Origin of the sequence: Bradyrhizobium diazoefficiens, assembly GCF_016616885.1 — a bacterium.
In the GTDB taxonomy this organism is placed as follows: domain Bacteria; phylum Pseudomonadota; class Alphaproteobacteria; order Rhizobiales; family Xanthobacteraceae; genus Bradyrhizobium; species Bradyrhizobium diazoefficiens_F.
Genome location: NZ_CP067102.1, coordinates 4423078 through 4447151, shown reverse-complemented (window position 1 = coordinate 4447151; position 24074 = coordinate 4423078). Strand labels below are relative to the sequence as shown.

Below are 24074 nucleotides of genomic sequence, written 5' to 3'. Positions count from 1 at the left end.
GCTCAGGACCTCAAGCTTTCACCTTGGAGAACAGGCGGAAGAAGTTTTCGCTGGTCTGGCGTGAGATCTCATCGAGCGACACGCCGCGTGTCTCGGCAAGCACCTTCGCGACCTCGACCACATAGGCCGGCTCATTGCGCTTGCCCCGGAACTTGCCTGGAGCAAGGTAGGGCGAGTCTGTTTCAACCAGAATACGGTCAGACGGCAATTCGGCCGCCAGCGCGCGCAAGGCATCCGACTTCTTGAAGGTCAGGATGCCCGTGAAGCCGATGTAGAGCCCGAGCGACACCGCCTTCAGCGCCAGCTCGCGCCCACCGGTGTAACAATGCAGCACGGCGCGAAACGATCCGCGTGCCGCCTCCTCTTCCAGGATGCGCGCGCAATCCTCGTCCGCCTCGCGGGTGTGGATCACCAGCGGCAAGCCGGTCGTACGCGCGGCCGCGATGTGGGCACGAAAGCCCCTCGCCTGCGCCTCCGGCGAGCCGTCGTCGTAGAAATAGTCGAGCCCGGCTTCGCCGAGCGCGACCACCTTCGGATGCTGTGTCAGCGCGATCAGCTCGTCCGACGAAATGCCGTCTTCCTCATCCGCATTGTGCGGATGAGTGCCGACCGAGCAATAGACGTCGTCGTAGCGCCCGGCGATGGCGAGAAGCTGATCGAGCTTTCGCACCCGCGTTGAGATCGTGACCATGCGCGTGATGCCGGCCGCACGCGCACGCGACACGATCCCGTCGAGATCCTCCGCAAAGTCCGGAAAATCCAGATGGCAGTGACTATCGACCAGCATCTCGGAATGCCCTAAGCCGCCGGCTCGATGTAGCGCGGGAACGCCGGCGTCGGCCCGGGTAGCGTCGAGCCCGGCGCAATCCGTTTGGCGCCACCAAGCATGGCGAAGTTGCGCTCACCTTCGGAAATGCCGAGGCTGTCGAGCAGCAAGCTAGATGCCGTCGGCATCGCCGGCTGGGCCAGGATCGCGATCTGGCGCACGACTTCGGCGGTGACATAGAGCACCGTCTTCTGCCTGACAGGATCGGTCTTGGCCAGCGCCCACGGCGCCTCGCCCGCAAAATAGCGGTTGGCCTCCGCAACCACGGCCCACACGGCGTTGAGCCAGTGATGGATCTGCTGCGTCGCCATCGCCTCGCGCGACGCGACGATCATGCCGTCAGCCATCGCCAAAATCGCCTTGTCGTTGTCGCTGAACTCGCCGTGCTCCGGCAGCACGCCGCCGAGTTGCTTGGCGATCATCGACAGCGAACGCTGTGCAAGGTTGCCGAGGTCGTTGGCCAGATCGGCATTGATGCGCGCGACGATGGCTTCATGGTTGTAGTTGCCGTCCTGGCCGAACGGCACCTCGCGCAGGAAGAAATAGCGCATCTGGTCGACGCCATACTGGTCGGCGAGATTGAAGGGGTCGACGACGTTGCCGACCGACTTCGACATCTTCTCGCCCCTGTTGAACAGGAAGCCGTGGGCATAGACCCGCTTCGGCAGCGGGAGCCCAGCCGATAGCAGGAACGCCGGCCAGTGCACTGCATGGAAACGGATGATGTCCTTGCCGATGATATGCAGGTCCGCCGGCCAATAGCGCCAATTGGCATCGGTCTCGTCGGGGAAACCCAAGCCCGTGATGTAGTTGGTGAGTGCATCAACCCAGACATACATCACGTGCTCTTCGTCGCCCGGCACTCTGACGCCCCAGTCGAACGTCGTGCGGGAGATTGAGAGATCGCGCAGGCCGCTTCTCACGAAGCTCACCACTTCGTTGCGACGCGCATCCGGGCCGATGAATTCCGGGTGCTCCTCGTAGAGCTTCAGCAGCTTGTCCTGATAGGCCGACAGGCGGAAGAAATAGCTCTTCTCCTCGACCCACTCGACCGGCGTACCCTGCGGCCCGAGCCGCACGCCGTCATCGTTCAGGCGCGTCTCCTCCTCGGCGTAATAGGCCTCATCGCGCACCGAGTACCAACCGGAATAGCTGTCGAGGTAAATGTCGCCGTTCGCTTCCATGCGCCGCCAGATCTCCTGGGTCGAGCGATGGTGCTGCTCCTCGGTGGTGCGGATGAAGCGGTCGAACGACACGTTCAGCCGCTCGTCCATCTCCTTGAAGCGGCCGGCATTACGGGTCGCGAGCGCGGCCGGTGTCAGGCCCTCGTTCTGCGCCGTCTGGACCATCTTCAAACCATGCTCGTCGGTCCCGGTCAGGAAGAACACGTCCTTGCCGTCGAGCCGCGCAAAGCGCGCCAGCACGTCGGCGGCGATCGCCTCATAGGCGTGGCCGATATGCGGATTGCCGTTGGGATAGGCGATCGCGGTCGAGATGTAGAAGACGTTGTCGCGCGCCGGGGCGGCCACGGGCGCGGCGGCCTGCGGAGCTGCAACGGGCTTCGGTGCACGCGGCGCCTTCGCCTTAACGGTCTTGGGCGGAATCGAGACGGAAGCCGGAGCTGCAATCGCGGCCGGCGCGGTCGCCCTCGCCTTGGTGATCTTCTTCGCCGGAGTCTTGGCTGCCTTCTTGGTCGCCTCTTTCACCGTCTTCTTGGCGACGACCTGCTTCTTCGCAGCTTTCTTGCCGGCCTTCTTCGGTCTCTTCGCAGCGCTCTTCGTCACGCCCTTCTTGGGGGCAGCCTTCTTGGTCTTTTTGACCTTCTTGGCACTTTTGCGCGCAAGCGCCTTCACAGCCTTCGCGGCCTTCTTGGCAGCCTTCTTCTTGCTGCTCTTGTCCTTGGCGGTTTTCTTAGCTCGCGCTGCCACGACGAATTCCCTTACCGGCTTCTCAAAATTTGGAAACGAACCTGCGCTCTAGCGCGTTGCGTCCGCCAGCCAGCCGAACACCGAGAAAACCAAGGGCTTTCGCTCCAGATTATAGGTTTCGGTGTCGCGCGCGGCGCGGACGATCTTTTCCCATACCTCAGCTAGGCGCGCAAGGCGCGGCAGGTTTTGGTTGGCATTGGCCTCGTCCGCATGCAGGCGTTCCGCGATCCAGCGATCGATGCCGTCGATGAAGGCCGCAAGCGCGACGCGGTCGCTGGTGCCTAGGGATTCGCCGAGCGTGTGCAATTCGCGCGGATCGACCTGCGGCAATCGAGCGAGCAGCGCTGCCGTGCGCTGCTGGAGTTTGAGCGCATCGCCGCCGAGCAGGGTGAGTGCCCGTGCAACGCTGCCTTCGGAGGCCTCTGCGGCTTCGCGCAGCGCCAGATCGGTCGGAGCGAGGTTGGCGGCCGTGGCGGCTGCGGCGATCACGTCGTCGGTCGCGAGCGACCGCAAGCGCAGCTTGCGGCAACGCGACTGGATCGTGGCGAGCACGCGCGCGGGCGCGTGGCTCACCAGCAGGAACAGCGATCGCTGCGGCGGTTCCTCGAGGATTTTCAGCAGCGCGTTCGCCGCGCTGGGATTGAGCTCATCGACGGTGTCGACGATGCAAACGCGCCAGCCTTCGGCCGCCGCCGTCGAGCCGAAGAACGTGATGGTCTCGCGCGTCTCGTCGACGGTGATGACCGTGCGCATCACGCCACGGTCGTTGGCGGTGCGCTCCAGCGTCAGCAAACCGCCATGCGAGCTTGCCGCGACCTGCCGCGCCACAGCGTCATCAGGATCGATCGCGAGGTCCTCGGCGCCTTGCACGGCGGGCGCCAGCGGCTGGCCGTGAGCGAGCACGAAGCGCGCCATGCGATAGGCCAGCGTCGCCTTCCCGATCCCCTGCGGCCCGCCGATCAGCCAGGCGTGCGGGATGCGCCCGCTGCGATAGGCGCTGAGCAGCGCGGTCTCGGCCTCGCGATGGCCGAACAGAAGGCTTGTCTCGCGTGGATGCGGAATGGCGGATTCACGCTCGAACTGACGCGGGCTCATATGGACACCACCGAGGCAGGGGTCGGCAGGAGACGGTCGCGCAGCGCGGCCCAGACGCGTCCCGCGACGGTGTCAGGATCAGAGTTGGCGTCGATCAGCACGCAGCGTGCGGGATCATCCGCGGCGATCTTGCGATAGGCCTCGCGCAGCCCCTGATGGAAGGCGAGCTTCTCGCCCTCGAACCTGTCAGGCGCGCCGTTGCCGCGCCGCACCGCCGCGCGTGCCAAACCGATCTCGACCGGCAGGTCGAGAATGATGGTGAGGTCCGGCTTGAGATCGCCGATCGTGACCCGCTGCATGGCATTGATCAGACCGGCGGGCACGCTGCCGAGGCTGCCCTGATAGGCCCGCGTCGAGTCGGCGAATCGGTCGCAGAGGACCCAAACGCCCTGCTTGAGCGCAGGCTCGATCACGGTGCGGACATGGTCGTCGCGGGCGGCCGCAAACAGCAGCGTCTCCGCGTCGGGCCCGAGCAGCTTGCCCATGCCCGACAGCACCAGATGGCGCATGATCTCGGCGCCCGTCGAGCCACCGGGCTCGCGTGTGACGAGGGTACGGAGCCTCGCCGCACCAAGGCGGTCGGCGAGCTTCTTGATCTGGGTCGACTTGCCCGTCCCCTCACCGCCTTCAAAGGTGATGAAGCGTCCGCGTCCGGACGGCCGCTGTGCCGTGCTCTCACTCATGATCAGAGCTTCTCGGCGCCTGCGCGGAACATACCGATCACGAGCTCGCTGGCGCCGTCGATCGCGCGCCGCACGGTCGAGCCGGTGCCGATCGCCTCCGCCGCATAGACCGGTGTCTCCACCGCGATATTGCCGCTGCGCCAGACCCTGACCACGCCGACCCGCTGGCCGGCCTGGACCGGTGCGCGCACGGGGCCGCTATAGACGACACGCGCGATCAACTTGTCGCCGCCGCTCTTGTGCACCATCACCTTCACGGGCTCTTTCGCAACGAGCTTTACCGAGCGGCTCTCGCCGCCGAACACCTTGGCGTAGCCGACGGGCTGGTCGGCCGCGATCAGCGTGCGGGTCTCGAAATTGCGAAAACCCCATTCCAGCATCTTCTTGGCTTCGGTGGCACGGTCCTCAGGATCTTCCAACCCGTTGACGACGACGATCAGCCGCGTGCCGTTCTGCACGGCCGAGCCGACCATGCCGTAGCCGCCTTCCTTGGTATAGCCGGTCTTCAGGCCGTCGGCACCCTCCAACGAATTGAGCAGCGGATTGCGGTTGGGCTGGCGGATCTTGTTCCAGGTGAATTCCTTCTCGCCGAACAGTTTGTAGAATTCCGGGAAGTCCAAAATGATGTGCCGGGCGAGCATGCCCAGCTCGCGCACCGTCATCTTGTTGCCGGGGTCGGGCAAGCCGTTGGAATTGGCGAAGGTCGACTTGGTCAGGCCGAGCTCGCGAGCGCGCTTGGTCATGAAATCGGATGCAAAGATCTTTTCGTTGCCGGCGATGCCTTCGGCGAGCGCGATGCAGGCGTCGTTGCCGCTCTGGATGATCGCGCCATGCAAGAGGTCGTCGACCGAGACCTTGCTGTTAATGGCCGCGAACATCGTCGAGCCGCCGGAGGGCGCGCCGCCCCTGCGCCAGGCGTTCTCGCTGATCCGGTATTCGTCGGTCAGCTTGACGTCGCCCTTCCTGATCGCGTTGAACACGACCTCCGCGGTTACGAGCTTCATCATGCTGGAGGGCGCGCGGAGCTCATCGGCGTTCTTCTCGAACAGCACGCTGCCGCTGGAGGCCTCGATCAGGATCGCGGTGGGGGCATCGCCGTCGAAGCCGGCATCCTCGGTCTTCTTGGCGCCCTGGACGCTCTGGTTGGCGGCGTAGAGCACCCCGCCCCAGCTGAGACTGACTGCGATAGCCGCCGCGACCAGCCCGCGCGCCAATGCTCCGGCCGTGAATCCGGTATGACGGAGCGAGATGAGACGAAATGCCATGGCGAAGCCCTGAGGGCGGCGTTCTAACAGTTGGAACCGGTGCGAACAACACGAGGATCGGTGCTCGCCCCCGAGATTGCACGATTCTCGTCGCGCCCCTATCGTGCCACCTGATCTTTCTCGACCAAACCCCTGAAACAAGGCGGAAAAGCGATGTCCACCACGCGCGTGATCAAGGCCAATGGGATCGACCTCTTCATCCGCGAGGCCGGCCAGGGGCCGCTGGTGGTGCTGTGCCATGGCTGGCCGGAACTATCCTATTCCTGGCGGCACCAGATCCCAGCGCTCGCAGCTGCCGGCTTTCATGTCGTGGCCCCCGACATGCGTGGCTACGGCCAGAGTGCTGCGCCCCCTGACGCGACCGCCTATTCAATCTTCGATCTCGTCGGCGACGTCGTCGGCCTGGTCCAGGCGCTCGGCGCGACCAAGGCGATGGTGGTCGGCCACGACTGGGGCGCGCCGGTCGCCTGGCATGCGGCGCTGTTCCGCCCCGATATCTTTACGGCCGTCGCAGGCCTGAGCGTGCCGCCGCCATTCCGCGGACGCGGCAAGCCGCTCGAACTGTTACGCCAAGGCGGCATCACCAATTTCTACTGGCAGTATTTTCAGACGCCCGGCGTCGCCGAGGCCGAGTTCGAGCAAGACGTCGCCCGCACCATGCGCAGCGTGCTCGGTGGCCGCGGACTTGCCGATCCGAACGCCGCGATGTTCGTGCAGGAGGGCAAGGGCTTTCTCGGCCATGCCAGCGCCGAGGAGCCGCTGCCGGCGTGGCTGAGCGCGGCCGATCTGGCTTATTTCACCGAAAGCTTCCGCAAGTCGGGATTCCGCGGCGGGCTGAACTGGTATCGCAACCTCGACCGCAATTGGGAGCTGACCGCGCCCTGGCAGGACGCGCAGATCCACCAGCCCTCCCTCTTCATCGCCGGTGAGCAAGACGCCGTCATCACCGGCCTGATCGGCGCCAAGCGCGTCAACGAGCTGGAGCGCGTGCTGCCCAATCTCACGCGAAAGCTGATCATCGATGGCGCCGGCCATTGGGTGCAGCAGGAGCGACCCGACGAGGTCAACGCCGCACTGGTCGGATTCCTGCGCGAAGCGGGTCGCGCTAGCGGTAGTTAGTAGAGGCCGCGGCCGGTCAGGATGCTGCGGGCTTCGGCTGCGCCGTCATCGGACGCCGCGGGACGGCTCTCGGCGGCGTAGCGGCCGTCCTCGTCATAGGACACTTGGCGGGCATTCTGGAACGCCCGGCCCCGGCTGCGGCTCGAGGCCGACATCTCCGTGGTCGCGTTCAGCGAGGCGACGTCGCCGACGTGTTGCCGAGGCTATAGGGCCGTCCCTCCGGCATCGGGACCTCGCCACGGATAGCGCTGCGGCTCGACGATAGCTCTGGCACGAACGGCCGGGCCGAGGCGATCCGGACCATCGAGGGCGACGGCGCCGGAACGCCGGTGCGCAAGGTCGCCATCAGCTGGCGGTCGTCGGAGCCTTCGAGCGGCGCACGGCCGACGTATTCGACGCGGACCCTGGCGACGCCATTGCCTTTGAATTCAAGCAGTTCGGCGGCTTTGTTCGAGACGTCGATGAGGCGGTTGCCGTGATAGGGCCCGCGGTCATTGACGCGGACGACCAGCGACTTGCCGTTGGACAGGTTGGTGACCCGCGCATAGGACGGCATCGGCAGGGTCGGATGCGCCGCCGTGAGCGAGCCCATGTCGAACACTTCGCCATTGGCAGTCTGGCGGCCATGGAAATCGTCGCCGTACCAGGACGCCATGCCCTCGGCGCGGTAGTTCACGTCCTCCTCCGGCACGTAGGTCCGGCCCGCGACCATATAGGGCTTGCCGACGCGGTAGGTGCCGCCGCCCTTGGGGACAGGATCGCCCCAGGCCACGACTCGCGGGCTCGAGGACACGCCGTATTTGGGGTCGACCCTGCTGGCGAACTTGTTGGACGAGGCGCAATTGGCGAGCGCTAGGCAGGTGGCGACCGCCGCAACGCACCGCGCGGCCCGCACCACCGAATCTGACCGTCGGATCCCCATTCGCCCCAAATACCATTCCGCCGGAGACGGACCCAACCCGCTTGCCACGGGGAGTGCCTTCCGGACCTTAAGCTCCGAGGCGGCCCACCACCGTCTCAGAGGCGGTAACGATAACGCAACCCGAACACGGCGGAAATGGGGAGCCCACAGCGTTCGCGCTGGGATGGTAAACAGGACGTTTGGCATTCTCCGTTGATCTACCGAGCGCGAGGGCTCCAGCACCGCCTTCTCTGTGCCAGTCCCGCACAAGCTGTTGCGCCAAAAGCTCACTCCACCCCTGATATCGCCGGCTTCACCGGAATTCTTTTGACTGTGCAAGGCCGCCCGCGTTTTCTCGCGTGCAGGGGCGGGATTGGAATTTAACGATGATCGAGACGGTTTCGGCACTGATGGGTCTGGTAAGCGCGGGGATCTTCCTGGCCCATGCGTTTGAAGGCTACCGCACGAGGGCCTGACGGCACTCGCGCGGGCGACATTGCATCACCTCTTCATGGCGGCACGTTCGGACAATTTTAAATCGATCCGATCGAGCATCGAAGACGAGAGCAACAGGTGTCCCATGCGCAAACATGACCTCGTATCCGACGGCTTTCTGGCATTGACCGCAGGCGGTCTGGTCCTGCTCTGCTCGAGCCTCGTCGCGCTGGCCTTCGGCTAATCCTCACTTCGTATTTTCGCAACAGCTGCCTTCCTGCGACGCAGTATGCGTATTGGTCCGGGATTGCCCCGCTCCCGTTTAGTTGATTGAATTTTCGCGTCGGCGCCTCGACTCATTTTCACGAGGCCATCACCAACTGGGGTGACGCACATGCTAGCCGAGAAATTCTTCCTGGTCCTGGAATCGCTGATCCGCGGCGGCCGGACCTATCCCGATGGAAGCCCCCGGGTCATCAGCAACTCCCCGCACGTGCCGGTGAAGCTACCGAACCAGAACTAGCCGCTCGCCCTCAAGCCCGCGCTGCTCAGCGCAAGCCCAGCGGCGACCTGCGATAGAGGCTGTCGCGGGCTTCGGTCTCGCAGACGAAGCTGCCATCAAATCCCTGGCCATAGAGCTTCTGGCCCTTGCGGTAGTAGACGCCCTTCTTGAAATCCAGCCACACCACCTTGTCGCTGGGGCAATGGCGCTGCGCCTGCGCCTCATAGCGGAACGGCGTCAGCGGTGTCGCCGACACCTGGGCCGTGCCGGCGTCCAGCATCATCGTGGCCGCGATCGCAATCCTCCCAATCGCCCAGCCAAAGCTGCGAGACATCTGCCAGCCTCCCGATCCAAGCCCGCACGATAGCACGGCCACATCGTCAGCACGGCCACGTCTTCCGCCAGCCATCTGCTCGGGTTACAGGATAGCGAGATCATCTCAATGTGTGGATGCTGAATGTCGGTAGAGCCAGAAACCACGACCGGACCCCGCCCGCCCTTGCCGCGGCTCGGCCTGTTGCCGATGATCATCTTCGGCTCGCGCTGGCTGCAGCTGCCGCTTTATCTCGGACTGATCGTGGCGCAATGCGTCTACATCGTGCTGTTCCTGAAAGAGCTCTGGCACCTCGCATCGCACGCGCTCGACTTCACCGAGCAGGAGATCATGATGAGCGTGCTGGCGCTGATCGACGTCGTGATGATCTCCAACCTGCTGGTGATGGTGATCGTCGGCGGCTACGAGACCTTCGTGTCGCGGCTCGACCTCCAGGGCCATCCCGACGAGCCGGAATGGCTCGGCCACGTCAACGCCAGCGTGCTCAAGATCAAGCTCGCGATGGCGATCATCGGCATTTCCTCGATCGCGCTGCTGCGCGCCTTCATCGAGGCCGGCAATCTCGGCTCGAACCGCGCCAGCTTCACCGAGAGCGGCGTGATGTGGCAGGTGCTGATCCACCTCACCTTTGTGGTCTCGGCGATCGGGATCGTCTTCGTCGACAAGTTCAGCGACGCAGCCTCGCGCAAAAGTGCCGAGTGAAGATCAAGTGAAGATCACTCGCTAGCCTTGCTCGCTGCGGCTGCGAGCTGCGCCACGGCCTGATGCAGGCATTCCTGAAGCTTCCGCGCAACTTGCTCCCGCGAAATTCCCTTCGTGGCGAGATCGCTCGACACCTTGTTCAGGGTCTCGTCCACGGTCTGGTTGGCCACATTGTCCGTGACCAGCGCCGTCGCATAAGCCGACGCGGCATCGCCGCCGAGCCCGAGCTGGTCTGCGGCCCAGAGCCCGAGCAGCTTGTTGGACCGGGCCGCGGCCTTGAACATGAGCTCCTCGTCATGGGCGAATTTGGCCTCGAAGCCCTGCTCGCGCTTGTCGAACGTGGTCATGGTCAGCTCCAATTGCTTTACGCTGATGGGATACCAACTGGGAGCGAATGTCTCCGTGGTTCTCGCCAATTGAGGATGATTTGAATCATCCGACCGAAGGCGGACGCCGTCAAGTCGCCGGTCGGACCTTGACGGCGACAGCCGTCAGGCCCGGACCAGCGCATGGCAAGCGTGCAACGACAACCGCGCGCCCCTGATCCTGAACCGGAGACGCGCGGGTTGGAGATTCCTGACCGATGGGTCCTTGTCAGCCATCAGGCTTTGGCCGCAGCCGCCTCACGGGCCAGCCGCTCGGCCTTCAGCCGTTCGCGATTCTCATAAAATGCCTTCTGCGCCGCCTCATGGTCGCGCATGGCCTTCTCGGCCTCGACGCGGCGCGCCGCATCGCGCGCCTGGCGCTGTTCGGGGGTCAGGGGTTTGCGTCGGTAAGAAAGATCTTCTGTCATGGCGCAATAACGCGGCCGTGAGGAAAAGGTTCCACGCGAGAGGCCCGATCCCATTCGAGACGCTCGCCCGCCAAACATCGAAAACAACCCCATGCACAGTAGCCCGCGCTTGTCGAATCAACGACTTGCGCGCCGGCCGCCCGTGTCAGCACTGCCGCTCGACTCGCGGGTGCAGCCGCCCTGGCAACGACGGAGCCGGGCCGTCATCGCCAGGCGAGACGCGATGCTTAGCTCGACAGCAACGCGCGTGCGGCGCGGGCAAGGCGACGACCGGCGGTCTTCTGCCGAAGTGCCTCCGTCCAGTCGAACATGCTTGAATTGACATCATAGTCGCCCCGCTGGGCTTCCGGGATCGCACCGGCCACGATGCGTGCGATCAGGTGTGGCAATTCCTGATAGAATGCGTCCGTGCGATACGGCGGATGCAGCGAGTAGATCCCGGCTCCTGAGCCGAGAAAGTCGATTCGGGAAAGTCCCTTGCGCATCATGGCGGCGCTGATGATCTCCTCGGCCGGCATCGACAGCGGCGACTGGCGAAACAACCTTGCGCGGATCCGGCGTCGGAGATTTGGACGCACCAGGTCCAGCGCCCTGACCGATGCATCGAACCGGCCTTGATCAAGAACGAAGATGCGCGTGCTCACGCTGCGAAAGCGGTAAGCCGGATAAGCCGCGGCCAGCCGCTCAGGTGGTTGGATACCGGTCAACCCCGGAAACGCTCCATGCAAATCGCCGAGTGTGCCGTCAGCGCGGGGCGGACCGGGAAGTGGTCCGGCGAACAGCGCATCCGGCGTCGCCCTCAGCCAGCCGATCGCCTCCTCCAGCCAGACCTGGCTGCCGCCGCCGAACAGCATGTCGCTGTCCATATGCACCACATATTCCGCGTCCGTCTTCAGCAGACCGTAGAAGTAGGCGTGGAACGGTCCGCCATCGAAGGCCTTTTGCGGATGAGCGCGGCTCGTCGAGAAATAGCGCTGCCGTACCGACTCGAGCGCCGCCGGCGAATAGTCAACCTCGGCAATTTCCGCCTTCGGTGACTGCCGCGCGATTGCCTCCAGGAGTGCAAACAGGCGTGCACGGCTCTCGTCGTAAGCCGTACCGCTGTAGCGGCCGCTCTTGCTCTGCCGAGTATCAACCGTGAATACGATACGATCGACCTGATCGCCCCACACGTCGAGCTGATGCGGAAGTGTGTGGACCGCATGGCGCACGTCCAGCGGATGCAAATTGATCTGAAGCGCGGATCTCACCTGCATTTTATCTCTCCTTGCCGGTGAACTGCGGCACCGCGCCGGAAACCACCATCAACTCGCCGTTCGCAGGCGAAGCCATGACATCATCGCCGTTCTCACGTGAACGACATTCAACAACCAGGCCGCGCCCGCATAAGCGAGTCCCCCGGCTGTCGTGACGATCAGCAGCGACGGCAAGCCAGTGCCGCCCACCGCGATCCTCGCCGCGCAGATCGCTGTGCCCATCGCGACCGCGGCAGCGAGCACCCTGGCCAGCCGGCGCGGCTCGAGTGGAAGCCGAAAGGCGCGGCGCGCCAGCAGTATCCCGAGCACCAGCCCCGTGGCCTCGGTCAATAGCGCGGCATACGCCGCGCCCATCAAGCCGAACCTCGCAACCAATGGGAACATCAGTGCGATGCTGAGCGCCAGGGTCACGACCGACTGGAAAATCGGCAGCGCCGATCGTTCGGATAATTGAAAGCTGATCTGGACATAAAACTGGTTGATGACCCCGCACAGCCGTGCCACCGCAAGCACGGGCAGCAGCGGCAGGATGCTTGCCCTGAAATCCGCCCCAACCAGGGTTCCCACAACCTGGGACGCGGCGAATGAGAGCCAGACGGCGACCGGCACCACAACGGCCAGCAGCAATTCGGCATTCTCGTTCAATCGCGCGCGCGTCGCAGCAATGCCTTCTTCAGACAGCGTGCGGAAGACGATAGGAAAGGTCGCCGCGGCCACACTCGATCCCAGCATCACCATGAATTGGCGCGGAAGATCGGTGGCCACGCCGTAATGCCCGGCAGCGTCTTCGCCAAGCAGATAGGCCACGACCAGCCTGTCACTGACGCTGTAAAGCCCAAACGACAATCCACCGACGGAGAGCGGCAGTCCGTAGCGAGCGAACTTGATCAAATGTTCGCGTCGATAGGTGTTGAGCCATGTCCCACCGTCCAGGCCAGACGCCAACGCTCCGATGAGAAAGCTCAGTCCGACCGCTGCAAGAAGCCCGAGCCCTCCCCAACCGATCCCGATCGCAAGGCATCCGATCGCAAAGCCCAGCACGCTGCGAGAAATGCCGACGACCGCATAACGAACCGGCTTCAGGTTGGCGCGGCAAAACTCCTGCGTGATGTCGAATGCACCGACGCCGAGCGCAACAAAAATGCTACCGCATAGCACGTAGATATCGACGTCTCGGCCGAGAAGCACGACCGCAGCGGGAACGCCGCAAAAAACCAACACCGCCGTCGCACCAAAGGCAACCAACGCAGTTCCGCGAAAGTCTATGTCCGCGGATATGGCCTGATAGCGCACGACCGACAATCGTATCCACGCGAAAAACACCGACCCCGCGATTCCCGCGATGCTCATTCCGACGACATAGACGCCGTATTCCAGCGGGTTGAGCAATCGGGTGAACACGGTGATCGAGAGGAAACCGATCACCGCCGGTATCAGCTGGGCGCCGAAGTAGATGGAGAAATATCGATTTAGCATGATAGGCGCTGCTGCTCTCTGATCTCTCGGCGATCTTACGAACCAGGCGCCTCGACGGCTCTTCAGGTTGAACCGGATTCGGGTGTTGCCCGAGATTTGTACTCGGAGATTTGCACCTCAGCGTTTGTATCCGCAATTTGTCAAAGATGGCTTTCCATAAGAAGCCAATTCGCATTGCGGTGTTAACGAAGCCGAATTCCCAGTGCGCGTTTGCGCCTTAACAAAAACGGTTACTCAGTCATTAACGCTCCGCAGGATATCTCGCGTCGTCGCGCCTTCGTGCTGGAGCGAGCGCCTTAACCTCTCCCGCCGCCCTGCGCGGGCATTTCTTTGGTCCGCGGATCGACAAATGCGACGGCCGCAGCGCACTCAATCGCTGCGGCCTTCGTATTTAGCGGAACTTAATGCACGTCAGCGTGCTGAGGGAGGGGCGCCGTTGGGGCTGGCGGGCGGGCCCTCTACCTAAAATGTACATAACACTTTTTCCCGGATGGGTTATGATGCCCCCATTTTACAACTGCGTATTGGAGGTACAAATTGCCAGCGAGCATTGAATCGATCGTGTCCGCTTATGTACCAGGCTGTGTGAAAAGGCTCTGTTTGCTGTGATTCGCGCGATAAGATTCCCGAAGCTTTTTGCGGGGATCAGATGAAGCGCTTTGTTGAAGGGCTGGATCGCGGGCAAAGCACACTGTTTCCGGCATCGCTCGACGACTATGTGGCCGAGGACAATCCGGTGCGAGCGGTCGACGTGTTTGTCGACGGTCTCGATCTCGACAAGCTCGGGTTTGTCGGTGTCCAGCCACTCGACACCGGCCGACCCAGTTATCACCCTGGTGTTATGCTCAAGCTCTACATCTACGGCTACCTCAATCGCGTGCCGTCGAGCCGACGCCTGGAGCGGGAATGCCAGCGCAATATCGAGATGATCTGGCTGACCGGGCAGTTGGCGCCCGACTTCAAGACCATCGCGGATTTCCGCAAGGACAATGGCAGGGCCATTCGTGAGGTCTGCCGCGAGTTCGTCGCGCTGTGCCGCAAGCTTGATCTGCTTGTTGCAGCGAGCGTCGCCATCGACGGATCGAAGTTCAAGGCTGTCAATGCGCGGGACAAGAACTTCACCGAGGCCAAGATGAAGCGGCGTCTTGAGCGGATCGATGAGAGCATCGCCCGCTATCTCTCGCAGCTCGAGACCGCCGATCGGCATGGCGACGCGGTGCCAGAGGCGAAGGTTGAGCGGTTAAAGGGCAAGATCGAGAAGCTCAAGGAGGAGATCGTCCGGCTCAACGCGATCAATGCGGAGATGATGGAGAGTGAGGACAAGCAGATCTCGCTGACCGATCCTGACGCGCGCTCGATGGCGACAAGCGGCAAGGACACCGGGATCGTGGGCTATAACGTGCAGATTGCAGTTGATACGCAGCATCATCTCATTGTGGCTCATGAGGTGACCAACGTGGGTACCGACCGCCACCAACTCGCCAACATGGCCAGGCAGGCTCGCGATGAGATGGCTGTCGAGACGCTCGAAGTCGTGGCAGATCGCGGCTATTACGATGGAGAGGAGATCAAGGCCTGCGAGGAAGCCGACATTACGGTGACGTTGCCGAAGCCGATGACTTCGGGCGCCAAAGCTGCTGGCCGCTTCGGCAAACAGGACTTCGTCTATGTCGCCGCCGACGATGTTTATCGCTGTCCCGCCGGCGAGCGGCTAACTTATCACTATGCGAACGTAGAGGACGGAAAGACATTGCGCCGCTATTGGACAAGCTCCTGCAAGACCTGCGCACTAAAAGCTCAGTGCACGACCGGCCCCGAGCGCCGCATCTCACGCTGGGAGCATGAGGCTGTTCTGGAAAAGGTTCAGGATCGGCTCGACCACAACCCCAGTTCAATGGGTGTCCGCCGTCAGACAGTGGAGCATCCGTTCGGCACGATGAAGTGTTGGATGGGAGCAACGCACTTTCTCACGAAAAATCTGTCAAAGGTGGCCACCGAGATGGCGCTCAACGTGCTCGCCTACAATATGAAGCGCGTGATGATGATCGTGGGCGTCGGCGGATTGCTGGAGGCGATGCAGGCGTAAGGCCGGCCTCTGCGACCAAATCAGCGCCTACATGAAGCTCCTGGTTGCCACTGAGATGACAGGAGATCGGTTCCACCGAATTAGAAGCGCGGCAGCCGTTGAAATGCGCCGGAGTGCCCCAAGTTACGGGATTTTCACACGGCCTGGTACGTTTGAAGAACCGGCAAGCTCTGGAGAATATGCGAGAGCTCCGGCGCGAATTGCTCAAACCGCTACAGTCCGCGTCCAGCATCAACGCGGCTCGGTCTCGAGATGCTATCCTTGAGGACCTCCGAGCGATCGAGAATGGACTGGAGCAGATCCGACCGCCACAACACGGCTGAGCAATCTGTTTCCAAAACGAAAGGCCCCACGCTCTGATCCGCAATTGAAGCGGCCGCCGGGAGCTTGGTGCTGGAAGCGCCTGTGCATGCCCTCCCCTGAGAGACAGTACGCAGAAGATCGGAGTTCGGTAATCTTACGGAATCCATTTTCGGAACGGGGTGTTCTACTGTGAGAACACCGGAGAGATTTGAGTACCAATTGCTAATTTTACCGGGATAGCCGCAGTGGGGGCTGGAACCACGCTGCGGCTTTTCCTGTTGGGCCGGCTCATCTGCTACAATGGTGCTGCGTATGCAGTTTAGTCCTGTCTCCGGTGATCCGCTCGACATCGCCGTCGATGAGGCACGCGTGAGGCAACTGCTCACGCCTGGGCTTGCTTCCTGGCTTGAGGGCGGCCGTCGGCGAACTGGCGATCAGCCATCGATGCCAGACTAGACCGATCATCATCCCCGGTGATCGATTCCGATTTGCGGCGACAGCACTATCAACGTAATTCCGACAGATCCTGCCGTGCTGCCTCTTGGTCTGGGCAAATGGCGCGGGTGTGATTTGACGTGCCCCGGCCGGGCGGGTGAGCTACGGGCTCCGCAGGAACCAAAGGCCCAGACCGGCCATTGGCTTCGGCCCCCTCAAAGCTCTCTTTGAGGGCGTCATCCCTGGAGACCCGAGATGCGTACCACAGTCCTGGCCCTGCTGATCCTTCTGGGATCTCTTCCTGCTGCGCACGCAGAGCGCGATTATCCCTGGTGTGTCGTTGGCGACGATCTCGGCTGGCCCGGCGAGTGCATGTACGTGACCCGGGAGCAATGCTTGGCCTCGGCATCCGGCCGGTGGAACACGACGTGTGACATCAATCCACGGGTGAGATTCAGGCAGCAGGCGCAGCCTGGGACAAGGAAGTTGCAGGAGCGACGCGGATATTAGCGGCCGGTCCGGCGGTACTGGCGGAAGGGTGTCCTGTCAACTTTGCTGAAATTGCTCGCCTATTTCGGCTGCGCTGCTCGTAATCTACGGTCCTAGCCACGGTTCTTCTGGCTGCCTCGCGACCGACGTTCTCGCGCTCCTTGTTGGCACGGACGCACCTCGGTCGCATTTGGCGGCGAGCACGCTACGGAACGTAAAATCCGAATCGCACTGCACGTTCCTCGGTTAGGCAGGCCAACGATTGCTCCGGGTAAGCCCTCAAGCAATTCCTGTACAATCGCATCTCGATAGCCTCGTCAAACAGGCCCAAGATGACGACCAGCGCGAGCCCCACGCCGCCTGCAATTCCTAACGAATAAACCGCGAAGCGCCTCGCCACCGAGACGGGAGTAGATTCATAACCCACAATCATCTCACAAAGAATGCACTGATAAAGACCCACTCGTGCCCTAAGGCAAGGTTCGGGTCAATCACCGATCGCCGCCCCACGGCGGCAAAAAGGCGCGCCAGCGTGAACCGGCGGCCCCCGCTCTTATCGCTTCAGCCGCCGGCGGTGCGCCATCAGCCTTTGCCGGTCGCGCTTTCTGTGAGCTCGGCGCCGACGCTTCATGCCGAGCGCTCCCGCTTGCGGCGCGCCGGATGAGCAGCCAGGAATTCGATATCGTGAGAGATTGCGGCCTCGATCCGCTCGCTCGATAAGTCGGTGTGCTTGTGCTCTTCAGCCGCCAGCGCCTTTTGCTTCCATGCGACGTCCGACAGCCTGTGAGCCGGAGTTAAGAATAGCCTGGCGATCGCCTTTCGGTAGCTATCGATGATCGGATGCCAATGCCAATGCTCAACCCTGCTGTGGTTGTCCCCCTCGGGCAGACCGGCCCGCTGCTTGGTGCGCCCGACACCCGCAACCTTGAAGGCTGCCGGGACCGAGAACGCCATCTGCGCTACGGGCTGTGGCGCTAAGGGCTGTTGTTCTTGCATGACGTCGCCTTCCGACCCGGTCAAACCCGGATCATGGACGGCAAAGCACTTTCTGGACGGATACGGACTAACCTAAAGACGAGCCTGCAGGCTAGTCGGTAACAAGCTCACAATCGCGTGGGCGGTAACAAGCTGTAGCCCGCAGCTCCTCACCGACTGTCGTGATGCATCAACGATCGCGGAATGGGAGGCGGCCGTGCTGCCTTGAGCAGCGCGGCCGCCTCCCGGGCATCAGGAGCCCGGCAACGCTGGTCTACTTCTCCTCGACAGTGCAACTCGGTGGGGTGTTTGCAATAAAGAGCGAATCGGAGGCGTCCGCTCTAACGAAAAGGTCATTGCTCAACGTCCACACAACACAATCCGGTTTTGGACCTGATATGGAAGGATTGCCGAGGGCTGCGGTTAATTTTCCGCGGATAACCCCGGAAGATCGGTCACTTGTGAAAAAAAGCAAAGCTCGGATTCTTCTGTCCTTCAAGTTCCTCGACGTCGGCTGATCAAAATAATACACAACCTCCCTAAACGCCGCGTGGTCCAGATTAACGGACCAATAGGACGGCGTATTTTTCTTGACGGATGCCTCAGGAAAATTCCCGAGGATAGCGTCGAGGCCGTCTCCGATCCTAACCTTATCCAAGCCAATTGGATAAGGGTTGCCCGCCGAGAACACGTTGATGAGCTGGGCTGCTTTGAGGTCAAGCTTGGCCTTCGCGGTTTCGTCGGTCGCTTTCTTAAGTTGCTCCTTTACAGTCGCAACCTCTTGCGCTTGGGAGCGCGCCGCCGTTACTTCGTTTTGAAGCGACGCCGTCATCGTTGGGAAGATCACAGTCTGCGCGAAAATCAGCGCAGCAGCGCCGCTGCAGATCGCAATTAGGACCGGATGATCCTGCCACTTTTTGGTGTCGTCAGGCATGGTAGGCAGCTCCGATTCGCGCGGGCCACGAGGATGCCATCGTCAAAGCGGCGCGGGGTTAATAGGCGCAGTTATTCACAGGTGAGAGTCAATCGAGGCTTCGCCACGCCGCTGCGGTATAGCCGTCGAGCGCGTGAGAACTCCCGCCGAACAGCCTTGCCGGGCTGCGTATGGCACCAGGGTGTTGGCGGGGCGATCCTAGCCGTCAGGCAACGAGCGCCCACTTGCCAGCAACAGACGCGATGATGCCATGCGCATCGTGTTTTCCGATCGGCGTCGGCTCGGGATAGAGTTGGTTATACGTCCAATTCGGCCCGCTGCCGTCGGCATGAGTTCGGACTATCCCGACGCGCTGGATCTCCCGCGTTGTCATGTTCGCGTGAAGCAGGCGGAGGCATTCTGCCTCAAGCTCTTCAGCGGTTTTGAGCGGCATTTCTTCCATGGCATCACTCTCCTCTTGGGATCATCCACCGGCGAGGAAGACGACTAAACATTTGCTAGGGCCCGCGCTAGGGCCGTCGGCGCAAACAATTTAATTTCTACAATAATTTCAGTTGCTTAAATTGATTTACTGGCGGAAGGGGTGGGATTCGAACCCACGGTACCCTTGCGGGCACGCCGGTTTTCAAGACCGGTGCCTTAAACCACTCGGCCACCCTTCCGGACTTTGAAATTGTTTAGCTTTTCGTCGCTTCGCAGAGAACGTTTCGTGGACTCTGCTACCGCTTTGCTACCCAACGTCGTCGGTTCGCTTCTTTATGGCGGCACGCATGGCGTCGTCAACCGCCGCCGCGGCCCCACCCTGCACGTTCGGCATCAGGTGGCTGTAAAATGTCCATCGTGATCGCGATCGAGGAATGGCCTAGCCGCTCTTGGACGATCTTGGGATGGATGTTTGAGGCCAGCATGTGGCTGGCGTGGCTGTGCCGGAGGCCGTGCAGAAGTGACGCGCCATTCCTTCAGGAACTCAGAAACCGCATGCGTGAGGCTGCGGGGCTGGAGCGGTGAACCGTCCGCCTCGGTGACCACATGCCGGTCGTCGTCACCGCGCACGCCAAGACGAAGCAGCTCCTCTGCTTGCAGGACGCGCCAGAGGCAAGCCGCCCTCACCGACCTCGCCAGACTCAGGAAAGAGGCACGCGCCGAGATCCATCGACTGATCACCTTCCTGGATCAGTCCGATCCCTATGTTATGACCGAACTCGAGGAGCAGGACGAGCGAGAGGAAGGCGGCGACTCGGAGCCGTCGCTTGGTTCTTTCGATCGGATGACGAACCAAGAAAGGAGCTACCGGCAGGTTTCGGTTTGGTGCCTGCCCCTTGACCTTGGGGCCGACGACTGCGACCGGGAGGACGGTGACCCGGACGAGGCGATGCAGCAGGCGCCGGAAATGTGCCCATGCGCCTGACGCCGCTAGAGCATCGCTAAGAAACGAGGGCTCGTCGGGTCACAAAAACTTAAAATTGGAATGGCAAGATGGGACGCTGGGATTTCAGTGCCCAGACTGGAATGCATTTCGGGGAGGCCGCCGAGCGAACATACTCCGCTCGTGCGGTGTCCCCCGTCCTCTTAGTATTTTGTGGGGTTGATGCATGTTCGACATGGAAACCACTGCGCTCCTCAGAGCGGTGCTTGAGGAGGTTTGCGAAAATATCCCCGTCAGCGAAACCGGTGCGAGAACGCACGTTGCGTCGAAGCTCCTTGAGGCCGCGGCACAGGGTCAAGTTTCGACCGACGTGTTGAGAACGGCGGGTCGCAAGGCTCTGAACCAACCTACGATGTGGCGGTGATAAAACATCTTCAAACGAGGCGGCGGAACTAGCGAGCTACGTGCATGTTGTTCCCCGCCGCCCTTTGTCGAGTTTTTTGGCAGGTTCGTTCCCGATGAGCGACAACACTTTGCAATCCAGATTTTTGGTTCGTCAGGGTGGCAAGGGCTGGATGGTGTACGATCGACAACGAAAAGGCTCGGCATTGATTGGTACGAAGTTTGCGGAAAATTTGACCGAAGAACAAGCGCACCTCATCAAGCAGACCTTGATGGGCAGCGCGTTCCCTGAGGAGGAACATCTGAAGGCGAACAGAGCTTAAGGGCGGAATTTGTCTAGGCTGAGAAGCTTGGTGATCTCATCAGGCAACCTCCAGCGGCCCCGGCCACATCACCCTTAAAGCCCCCCGGCCGGGGCCGTCTTTAGGCCCCGTTTGCCGATACCCCATCGCTGCAATCTGCGGCTTACCCCGCTCGAAGTCGGGCCGAACGTCAGCGCCGCGTGATCCGCAGCCTTGGCAGACAAACCGCGGCTCGAGATCGGACAGCCGCAGCTCGTCCGGGCAGCGATCGGCACTCAGCTCAATGTGATGCCCGCAGTGGCAGTAGACCAGGACGCCGCGCACACCCATCTCGCGCATCTCGCCGAAGGTGATCTTGGTCGGCCGGCCGCCGGCGTGCGTTGGTGTGTGACGTCGAATAGAGCGAGACATGCCGCATCAAAGCCGGACGCCAAGCAGCTCGCAAATTGTCGATTCCTAGCGGCTCGGATTGAGCGCGAGCTACTGCCGGTCGTGGGTGTGGAAAAATCAGCCCGCCGGCATTCGTAGCCACAGCTCGACCATGAACCAAACGATTGGCGTCGGCATACACCGGGATGGCCGTTCCTGAATTTCAAGACTGATGCCTTAAACCACTCGGCCACCCTTCCAGGTCCGGAATGCAGGTCCGGAATGGCTGTCGCTTAACGTAGTCGGCCGCGCAAGGCAACGCGAAGTTGGGCTGCTCGCGCCGCCTGCCCTGCCTTTTCGTTGGCACGGGACCTGTCAGGCGCGCGTCAGTTTGGTCCTCTAGCCTCGGTCAGGACTGGCGATGCCACCCAGGGTGTCGCCGGTCGCGAGGCCCGGGTGGATTCACCTCCATGTCCGGGCCTCGTTTGGTTCTGTCCGCAAAAGAAAACGCGGCGCCCTTTTGGGGGCACCGCGCGAGGTCTGTTTGTTGCGCTTGCTTGTTGTTGCGTTGGCTCAGTAGCCGCAGGACGCGCAGCTCGGCGCCACCGGCGCGTAATAGGAATAGCCCGGCGAGACCATCTCGACGCGCTGGCGCGTGGCGTATTGCGGCGGAATCCGTTCGTACTGGACACCAGGCGGCGCCACCATCACGGTCTGCGGAACCATCACGGTGCGATACTGCGCCGGCGTGCGATGCGCGACGGTCGCACCTGGCGACACCATCACGGTCTCGTCGACGGCGCGGTATTGCGGCGCGACGTATTGCTGTTGATAGCAGGTCGTGCACGGCTGCGGCGGCGCGTAGCAATTGTAGCAGCCGGCGGAGGCCGCGGTCGTCATGGCAATAGCAGCGACGGCCGTGGAGAAAACGACAGCAAGAGTACGAGACATTAGCTTGGTGCCCCAGTTGCCCAAAATGGATTTGCGAAGGTCGCTGCCAGTATATGCCGCAGAATCCTGGGCTGCCGAAGTTCGTCGAGGCATCCTTAATGCGAACGGCCGGCTTTCGCCGGCCGTTCAGAATCTGTTGACCATGCACGTCGCGTGATCGTGAGGTTCGCGATCACGCCTGCGCAAAGTCGCTTCTACTTCGTGCGCCGCTTCACTTCACGCACGGCGCCGCGAGCTGCGCTGGTGGTGAGCGCAGCGTAGGCCTGCAGCGCGGTCGAGACGTTGCGCTTGCGCGGGGCGGGCTGCCAGGCGGCATCGCCCTTTGCCTCCTCCGCCGCACGGCGGCTGGCGAGCTCCTCGTCGGAAACCTCCAGGTTGATGCTGCGGTTCGGAATGTCGATGGCGATACGATCGCCGGTCCGCACCAGACCGATGTTGCCGCCTTCGGCTGCTTCCGGCGAGAGATGGCCGATCGACAAGCCGGACGAACCACCGGAGAAGCGTCCGTCGGTGACGAGCGCGCAAGCCTTGCCGAGGCCCATCGATTTCAGATAGCTGGTCGGATACAGCATTTCCTGCATGCCAGGGCCGCCGCGCGGGCCTTCATAGATGATGACCACGATCTCGCCGGCCGTGACCTTGCCGCCCAGAATGCCTTCGACGGCCGCGTCCTGGCTCTCGAACACGCGCGCGGGACCGGAGAATGTCAGGATCGAAGAGTCGACGCCCGCGGTCTTCACGATGCAGCCGTCCTGCGCGAGGTTGCCGTAGAGCACGGCGAGACCGCCGTCCTTGCTGAAGGCGTGCTCGAGGTTACGCACCACGCCCTTCTCACGGTCGACATCGAGCTCGTCGTAGCGGCGCTCCTGGCTGAAGGGGACCTGGGTCGGGATGCCGCCGGGCGAAGCGCGATAGAACGTGCGCACCGCTTCGCTCTTGGAGCGCTTGATGTCCCAGCGCTCCAGCGCCTCGTTCATGGTCGGCGCGTGCACGGTCGAGACCGACGTGTCGATCAGGCCGGCGCGGTCGAGCTCGCCGAGAATGCCCAAAATGCCGCCGGCGCGATGCACGTCCTCGACGTGAACGTCGGCGACTGATGGGGCAACCTTGCAGAGCACCGGCACGCGCCGCGACAGCCGGTCGATGTCCTGCATGGTGAATGCGATCTGCCCTTCATGGGCGGCGGCCAGCAGATGCAGCACGGTGTTGGTGGAGCCGCCCATCGCGATGTCGAGCGTCATCGCGTTCTCGAACGCCCTAGAATTCGCGACGTTGCGCGGCAGCACGGACGCATCCTCCTGCTCGTAATAGCGGCGGACGAGATCGACGATGGTGTGACCGGCCTCGACGAACAGGCGCTTGCGATCGGCGTGGGTCGCAACCACGGTGCCGTTGCCGGGCAGCGCCAGGCCGAGCGCCTCGGTCAGGCAGTTCATAGAATTGGCGGTGAACATGCCCGAGCAGGAGCCGCAGGTCGGGCACGCCGAGCGCTCGATCACCTTGACGTCCTCGTCGCTGACCTTGGAGTCGGCCGCCGCCACCATGGCGTCGATGAGGTCGACGGCCTTGGTCTTGCCCTGCAGCTTGACCTTGCCGGCCTCCATCGGGCCGCCCGAGACGAACACAGCGGGGATGTTGAGCCGCAGCGCAGCCATCAGCATGCCGGGCGTGATCTTGTCGCAATTGGAGATGCAGACGAGGCCGTCGGCGCAATGCGCGTTGGCCATGTACTCGACGCTGTCGGCGATCAGCTCGCGCGACGGCAGGCTATAGAGCATGCCGTCATGGCCCATGGCGATGCCGTCATCCACCGCGATGGTGTTGAACTCTTTCGCCACACCGCCGGCCTGCTCGATCTCGCGGGCGACGAGCTGGCCGAGGTCCTTCAGGTGGACGTGGCCGGGCACGAACTGGGTGAAGGAGTTGACGACCGCGATGATCGGCTTGCCGAAATCGCCGTCCTTCATGCCCGTCGCGCGCCAGAGGCCGCGGGCGCCCGCCATGTTGCGGCCGTGGGTGGTGGTGCGGGAGCGATAGGCTGGCATGGCGGTTTCCGTCCTCGGGTTTGCATCGGCCGGGCGCGAAAATATGGAGCCGCCTCAGGCCTTTCCGGCCGGATAGCGCACAGGATGGGCTGGCGCAACGAG

24 protein-coding genes, 1 tRNA gene and 1 pseudogene are annotated in these 24074 nt (G+C 62.6%); 8 read left to right on the top strand and 18 right to left on the bottom strand.

All coding sequences use genetic code 11. The annotated features are described in order from the left end of the window. Nucleotides 1-10: 10 nt before the first annotated feature. Genes JJC00_RS20800 through JJC00_RS20780 form a run of 5 tightly spaced genes read right to left on the bottom strand, consistent with a single transcriptional unit; the run spans nt 11 to nt 5797 of the window. A complete protein-coding gene (locus tag JJC00_RS20800; protein ID WP_200467831.1) occupies nt 11-787 on the bottom strand; it encodes a TatD family hydrolase in 777 nt (258 codons plus the stop codon). An 11-nt stretch (nt 788-798) separates the two neighbouring features. Then, entirely contained in the window at nt 799-2754 is a 1956-nt protein-coding gene (metG, locus tag JJC00_RS20795) for a methionine--tRNA ligase (RefSeq protein ID WP_200467830.1), read from the bottom strand. A gap of 48 nt (nt 2755-2802) precedes the next feature. Next, nucleotides 2803-3849 (bottom strand): DNA polymerase III subunit delta', encoded by a 1047-nt coding sequence (locus JJC00_RS20790; RefSeq protein WP_200467829.1) that lies wholly within the window; start codon nt 3847-3849, stop codon nt 2803-2805. Beyond that, nucleotides 3846-4532, bottom strand: a complete 687-nt coding sequence (gene tmk / locus JJC00_RS20785) for a dTMP kinase (protein WP_200467828.1) — start codon at nt 4530-4532, stop codon at nt 3846-3848. The genes JJC00_RS20790 and tmk overlap by 4 nt, the downstream gene beginning before the upstream one ends. Nucleotides 4533-4534: 2 nt before the next feature. Then, a complete protein-coding gene (locus tag JJC00_RS20780) occupies nt 4535-5797 on the bottom strand; it encodes a D-alanyl-D-alanine carboxypeptidase family protein (RefSeq protein ID WP_200467827.1) in 1263 nt (420 codons plus the stop codon). Nucleotides 5798-5950: 153 nt separating this feature from the next. On the opposite strand from JJC00_RS20780, the gene JJC00_RS20775 reads away from it, so the two are divergent. Next, the gene (locus JJC00_RS20775) at nt 5951-6916 is read left to right on the top strand and encodes an alpha/beta fold hydrolase (RefSeq protein ID WP_200467826.1); all 966 of its coding nucleotides are present in this window, start codon (nt 5951-5953) and stop codon (nt 6914-6916) included. On the opposite strand, the pseudogene JJC00_RS38620 reads toward JJC00_RS20775, so the two are convergent. Beyond that, nucleotides 6913-7838, bottom strand: a pseudogene (locus JJC00_RS38620) (septal ring lytic transglycosylase RlpA family protein). The gene JJC00_RS20775 and the pseudogene JJC00_RS38620 overlap by 4 nt on opposite strands. Before the next feature lie 808 nt (nt 7839-8646). Here JJC00_RS38620 and JJC00_RS38615 point away from each other — a divergent pair. Beyond that, nucleotides 8647-8775: a hypothetical protein gene (locus JJC00_RS38615; protein ID WP_283816627.1), complete on the top strand. Its 129-nt coding sequence runs from the start codon at nt 8647-8649 to the stop codon at nt 8773-8775. A gap of 25 nt (nt 8776-8800) precedes the next feature. On the opposite strand, the gene JJC00_RS20765 is transcribed toward JJC00_RS38615, so the two are convergent. Further along, nucleotides 8801-9088, bottom strand: a complete 288-nt coding sequence (locus tag JJC00_RS20765; protein ID WP_200467825.1) for a hypothetical protein — start codon at nt 9086-9088, stop codon at nt 8801-8803. A gap of 123 nt (nt 9089-9211) precedes the next feature. On the opposite strand from JJC00_RS20765, the gene JJC00_RS20760 reads away from it, so the two are divergent. Then, complete coding sequence (locus JJC00_RS20760) at nt 9212-9790, top strand: TIGR00645 family protein (RefSeq protein WP_200467824.1); 579 nt, start codon at nt 9212-9214, stop codon at nt 9788-9790. Between the two features lie 14 nt (nt 9791-9804). On the opposite strand, the gene JJC00_RS20755 is transcribed toward JJC00_RS20760, so the two are convergent. The 4 genes from JJC00_RS20755 to JJC00_RS20740 form a co-directional block, all read right to left on the bottom strand. Beyond that, nucleotides 9805-10137: a DUF1476 domain-containing protein gene (locus JJC00_RS20755; protein WP_200467823.1), complete on the bottom strand. Its 333-nt coding sequence runs from the start codon at nt 10135-10137 to the stop codon at nt 9805-9807. Nucleotides 10138-10391: 254 nt separating this feature from the next. Next, nucleotides 10392-10583: a hypothetical protein gene (locus JJC00_RS20750; RefSeq protein WP_200474178.1), complete on the bottom strand. Its 192-nt coding sequence runs from the start codon at nt 10581-10583 to the stop codon at nt 10392-10394. A gap of 227 nt (nt 10584-10810) precedes the next feature. Continuing rightward, nucleotides 10811-11839, bottom strand: coding sequence for a glycosyltransferase family A protein (locus JJC00_RS20745; RefSeq protein WP_200467822.1), 1029 nt, complete (start codon nt 11837-11839; stop codon nt 10811-10813). A 48-nt stretch (nt 11840-11887) separates the two neighbouring features. Further along, nucleotides 11888-13315 (bottom strand): lipopolysaccharide biosynthesis protein, encoded by a 1428-nt coding sequence (locus JJC00_RS20740; RefSeq protein ID WP_200467821.1) that lies wholly within the window; start codon nt 13313-13315, stop codon nt 11888-11890. Nucleotides 13316-13964: 649 nt separating this feature from the next. On the opposite strand from JJC00_RS20740, the gene JJC00_RS20735 reads away from it, so the two are divergent. Together JJC00_RS20735 and JJC00_RS20730 are read left to right on the top strand one after the other, a co-directional pair. Beyond that, nucleotides 13965-15401 carry an IS1182 family transposase gene (locus JJC00_RS20735; RefSeq protein WP_200467820.1) on the top strand — a complete coding sequence of 479 codons (1437 nt, stop codon included), beginning with the start codon at nt 13965-13967 and terminating at the stop codon, nt 15399-15401. 993 nt (nt 15402-16394) lie between these two features. Further along, entirely contained in the window at nt 16395-16649 is a 255-nt protein-coding gene (locus JJC00_RS20730) for a DUF3551 domain-containing protein (protein WP_200467819.1), read from the top strand. A 606-nt stretch (nt 16650-17255) separates the two neighbouring features. Here the strand turns inward: JJC00_RS20730 and JJC00_RS20725 are convergent. From JJC00_RS20725 to JJC00_RS38205, 5 genes are all read right to left on the bottom strand, one after another. Next, entirely contained in the window at nt 17256-17624 is a 369-nt protein-coding gene (locus JJC00_RS20725; RefSeq protein WP_200467818.1) for a hypothetical protein, read from the bottom strand. 253 nt (nt 17625-17877) lie between these two features. Next, a complete protein-coding gene (locus JJC00_RS20720; protein ID WP_200467817.1) occupies nt 17878-18537 on the bottom strand; it encodes a hypothetical protein in 660 nt (219 codons plus the stop codon). A gap of 205 nt (nt 18538-18742) precedes the next feature. Continuing rightward, nucleotides 18743-18979 (bottom strand): hypothetical protein, encoded by a 237-nt coding sequence (locus tag JJC00_RS20715; RefSeq protein WP_200467816.1) that lies wholly within the window; start codon nt 18977-18979, stop codon nt 18743-18745. 130 nt (nt 18980-19109) lie between these two features. Then, nucleotides 19110-19199, bottom strand: a tRNA-Ser gene (locus JJC00_RS20710). Between the two features lie 117 nt (nt 19200-19316). Beyond that, the gene (locus tag JJC00_RS38205) at nt 19317-19445 is read right to left on the bottom strand and encodes a hypothetical protein (protein ID WP_246773862.1); all 129 of its coding nucleotides are present in this window, start codon (nt 19443-19445) and stop codon (nt 19317-19319) included. Between the two features lie 284 nt (nt 19446-19729). Here JJC00_RS38205 and JJC00_RS20700 point away from each other — a divergent pair, with 284 nt between their 5' ends. From JJC00_RS20700 to JJC00_RS20695, 3 genes are all read left to right on the top strand, one after another. Then, nucleotides 19730-19945: a hypothetical protein gene (locus JJC00_RS20700; protein WP_200467815.1), complete on the top strand. Its 216-nt coding sequence runs from the start codon at nt 19730-19732 to the stop codon at nt 19943-19945. A 184-nt stretch (nt 19946-20129) separates the two neighbouring features. Next, nucleotides 20130-20327 (top strand): hypothetical protein, encoded by a 198-nt coding sequence (locus JJC00_RS38200; RefSeq protein WP_246773861.1) that lies wholly within the window; start codon nt 20130-20132, stop codon nt 20325-20327. Between the two features lie 94 nt (nt 20328-20421). Next, nucleotides 20422-20628, top strand: coding sequence for a hypothetical protein (locus JJC00_RS20695; protein ID WP_200467814.1), 207 nt, complete (start codon nt 20422-20424; stop codon nt 20626-20628). 921 nt (nt 20629-21549) lie between these two features. Here the strand turns inward: JJC00_RS20695 and JJC00_RS20690 are convergent. Both JJC00_RS20690 and ilvD read right to left on the bottom strand, forming a co-directional pair. Then, nucleotides 21550-21876, bottom strand: coding sequence for a hypothetical protein (locus tag JJC00_RS20690; RefSeq protein WP_200467813.1), 327 nt, complete (start codon nt 21874-21876; stop codon nt 21550-21552). A 245-nt stretch (nt 21877-22121) separates the two neighbouring features. Continuing rightward, nucleotides 22122-23972 carry a dihydroxy-acid dehydratase gene (gene ilvD / locus JJC00_RS20685; protein WP_200467812.1) on the bottom strand — a complete coding sequence of 617 codons (1851 nt, stop codon included), beginning with the start codon at nt 23970-23972 and terminating at the stop codon, nt 22122-22124. Nucleotides 23973-24074 lie beyond the last annotated feature (102 nt).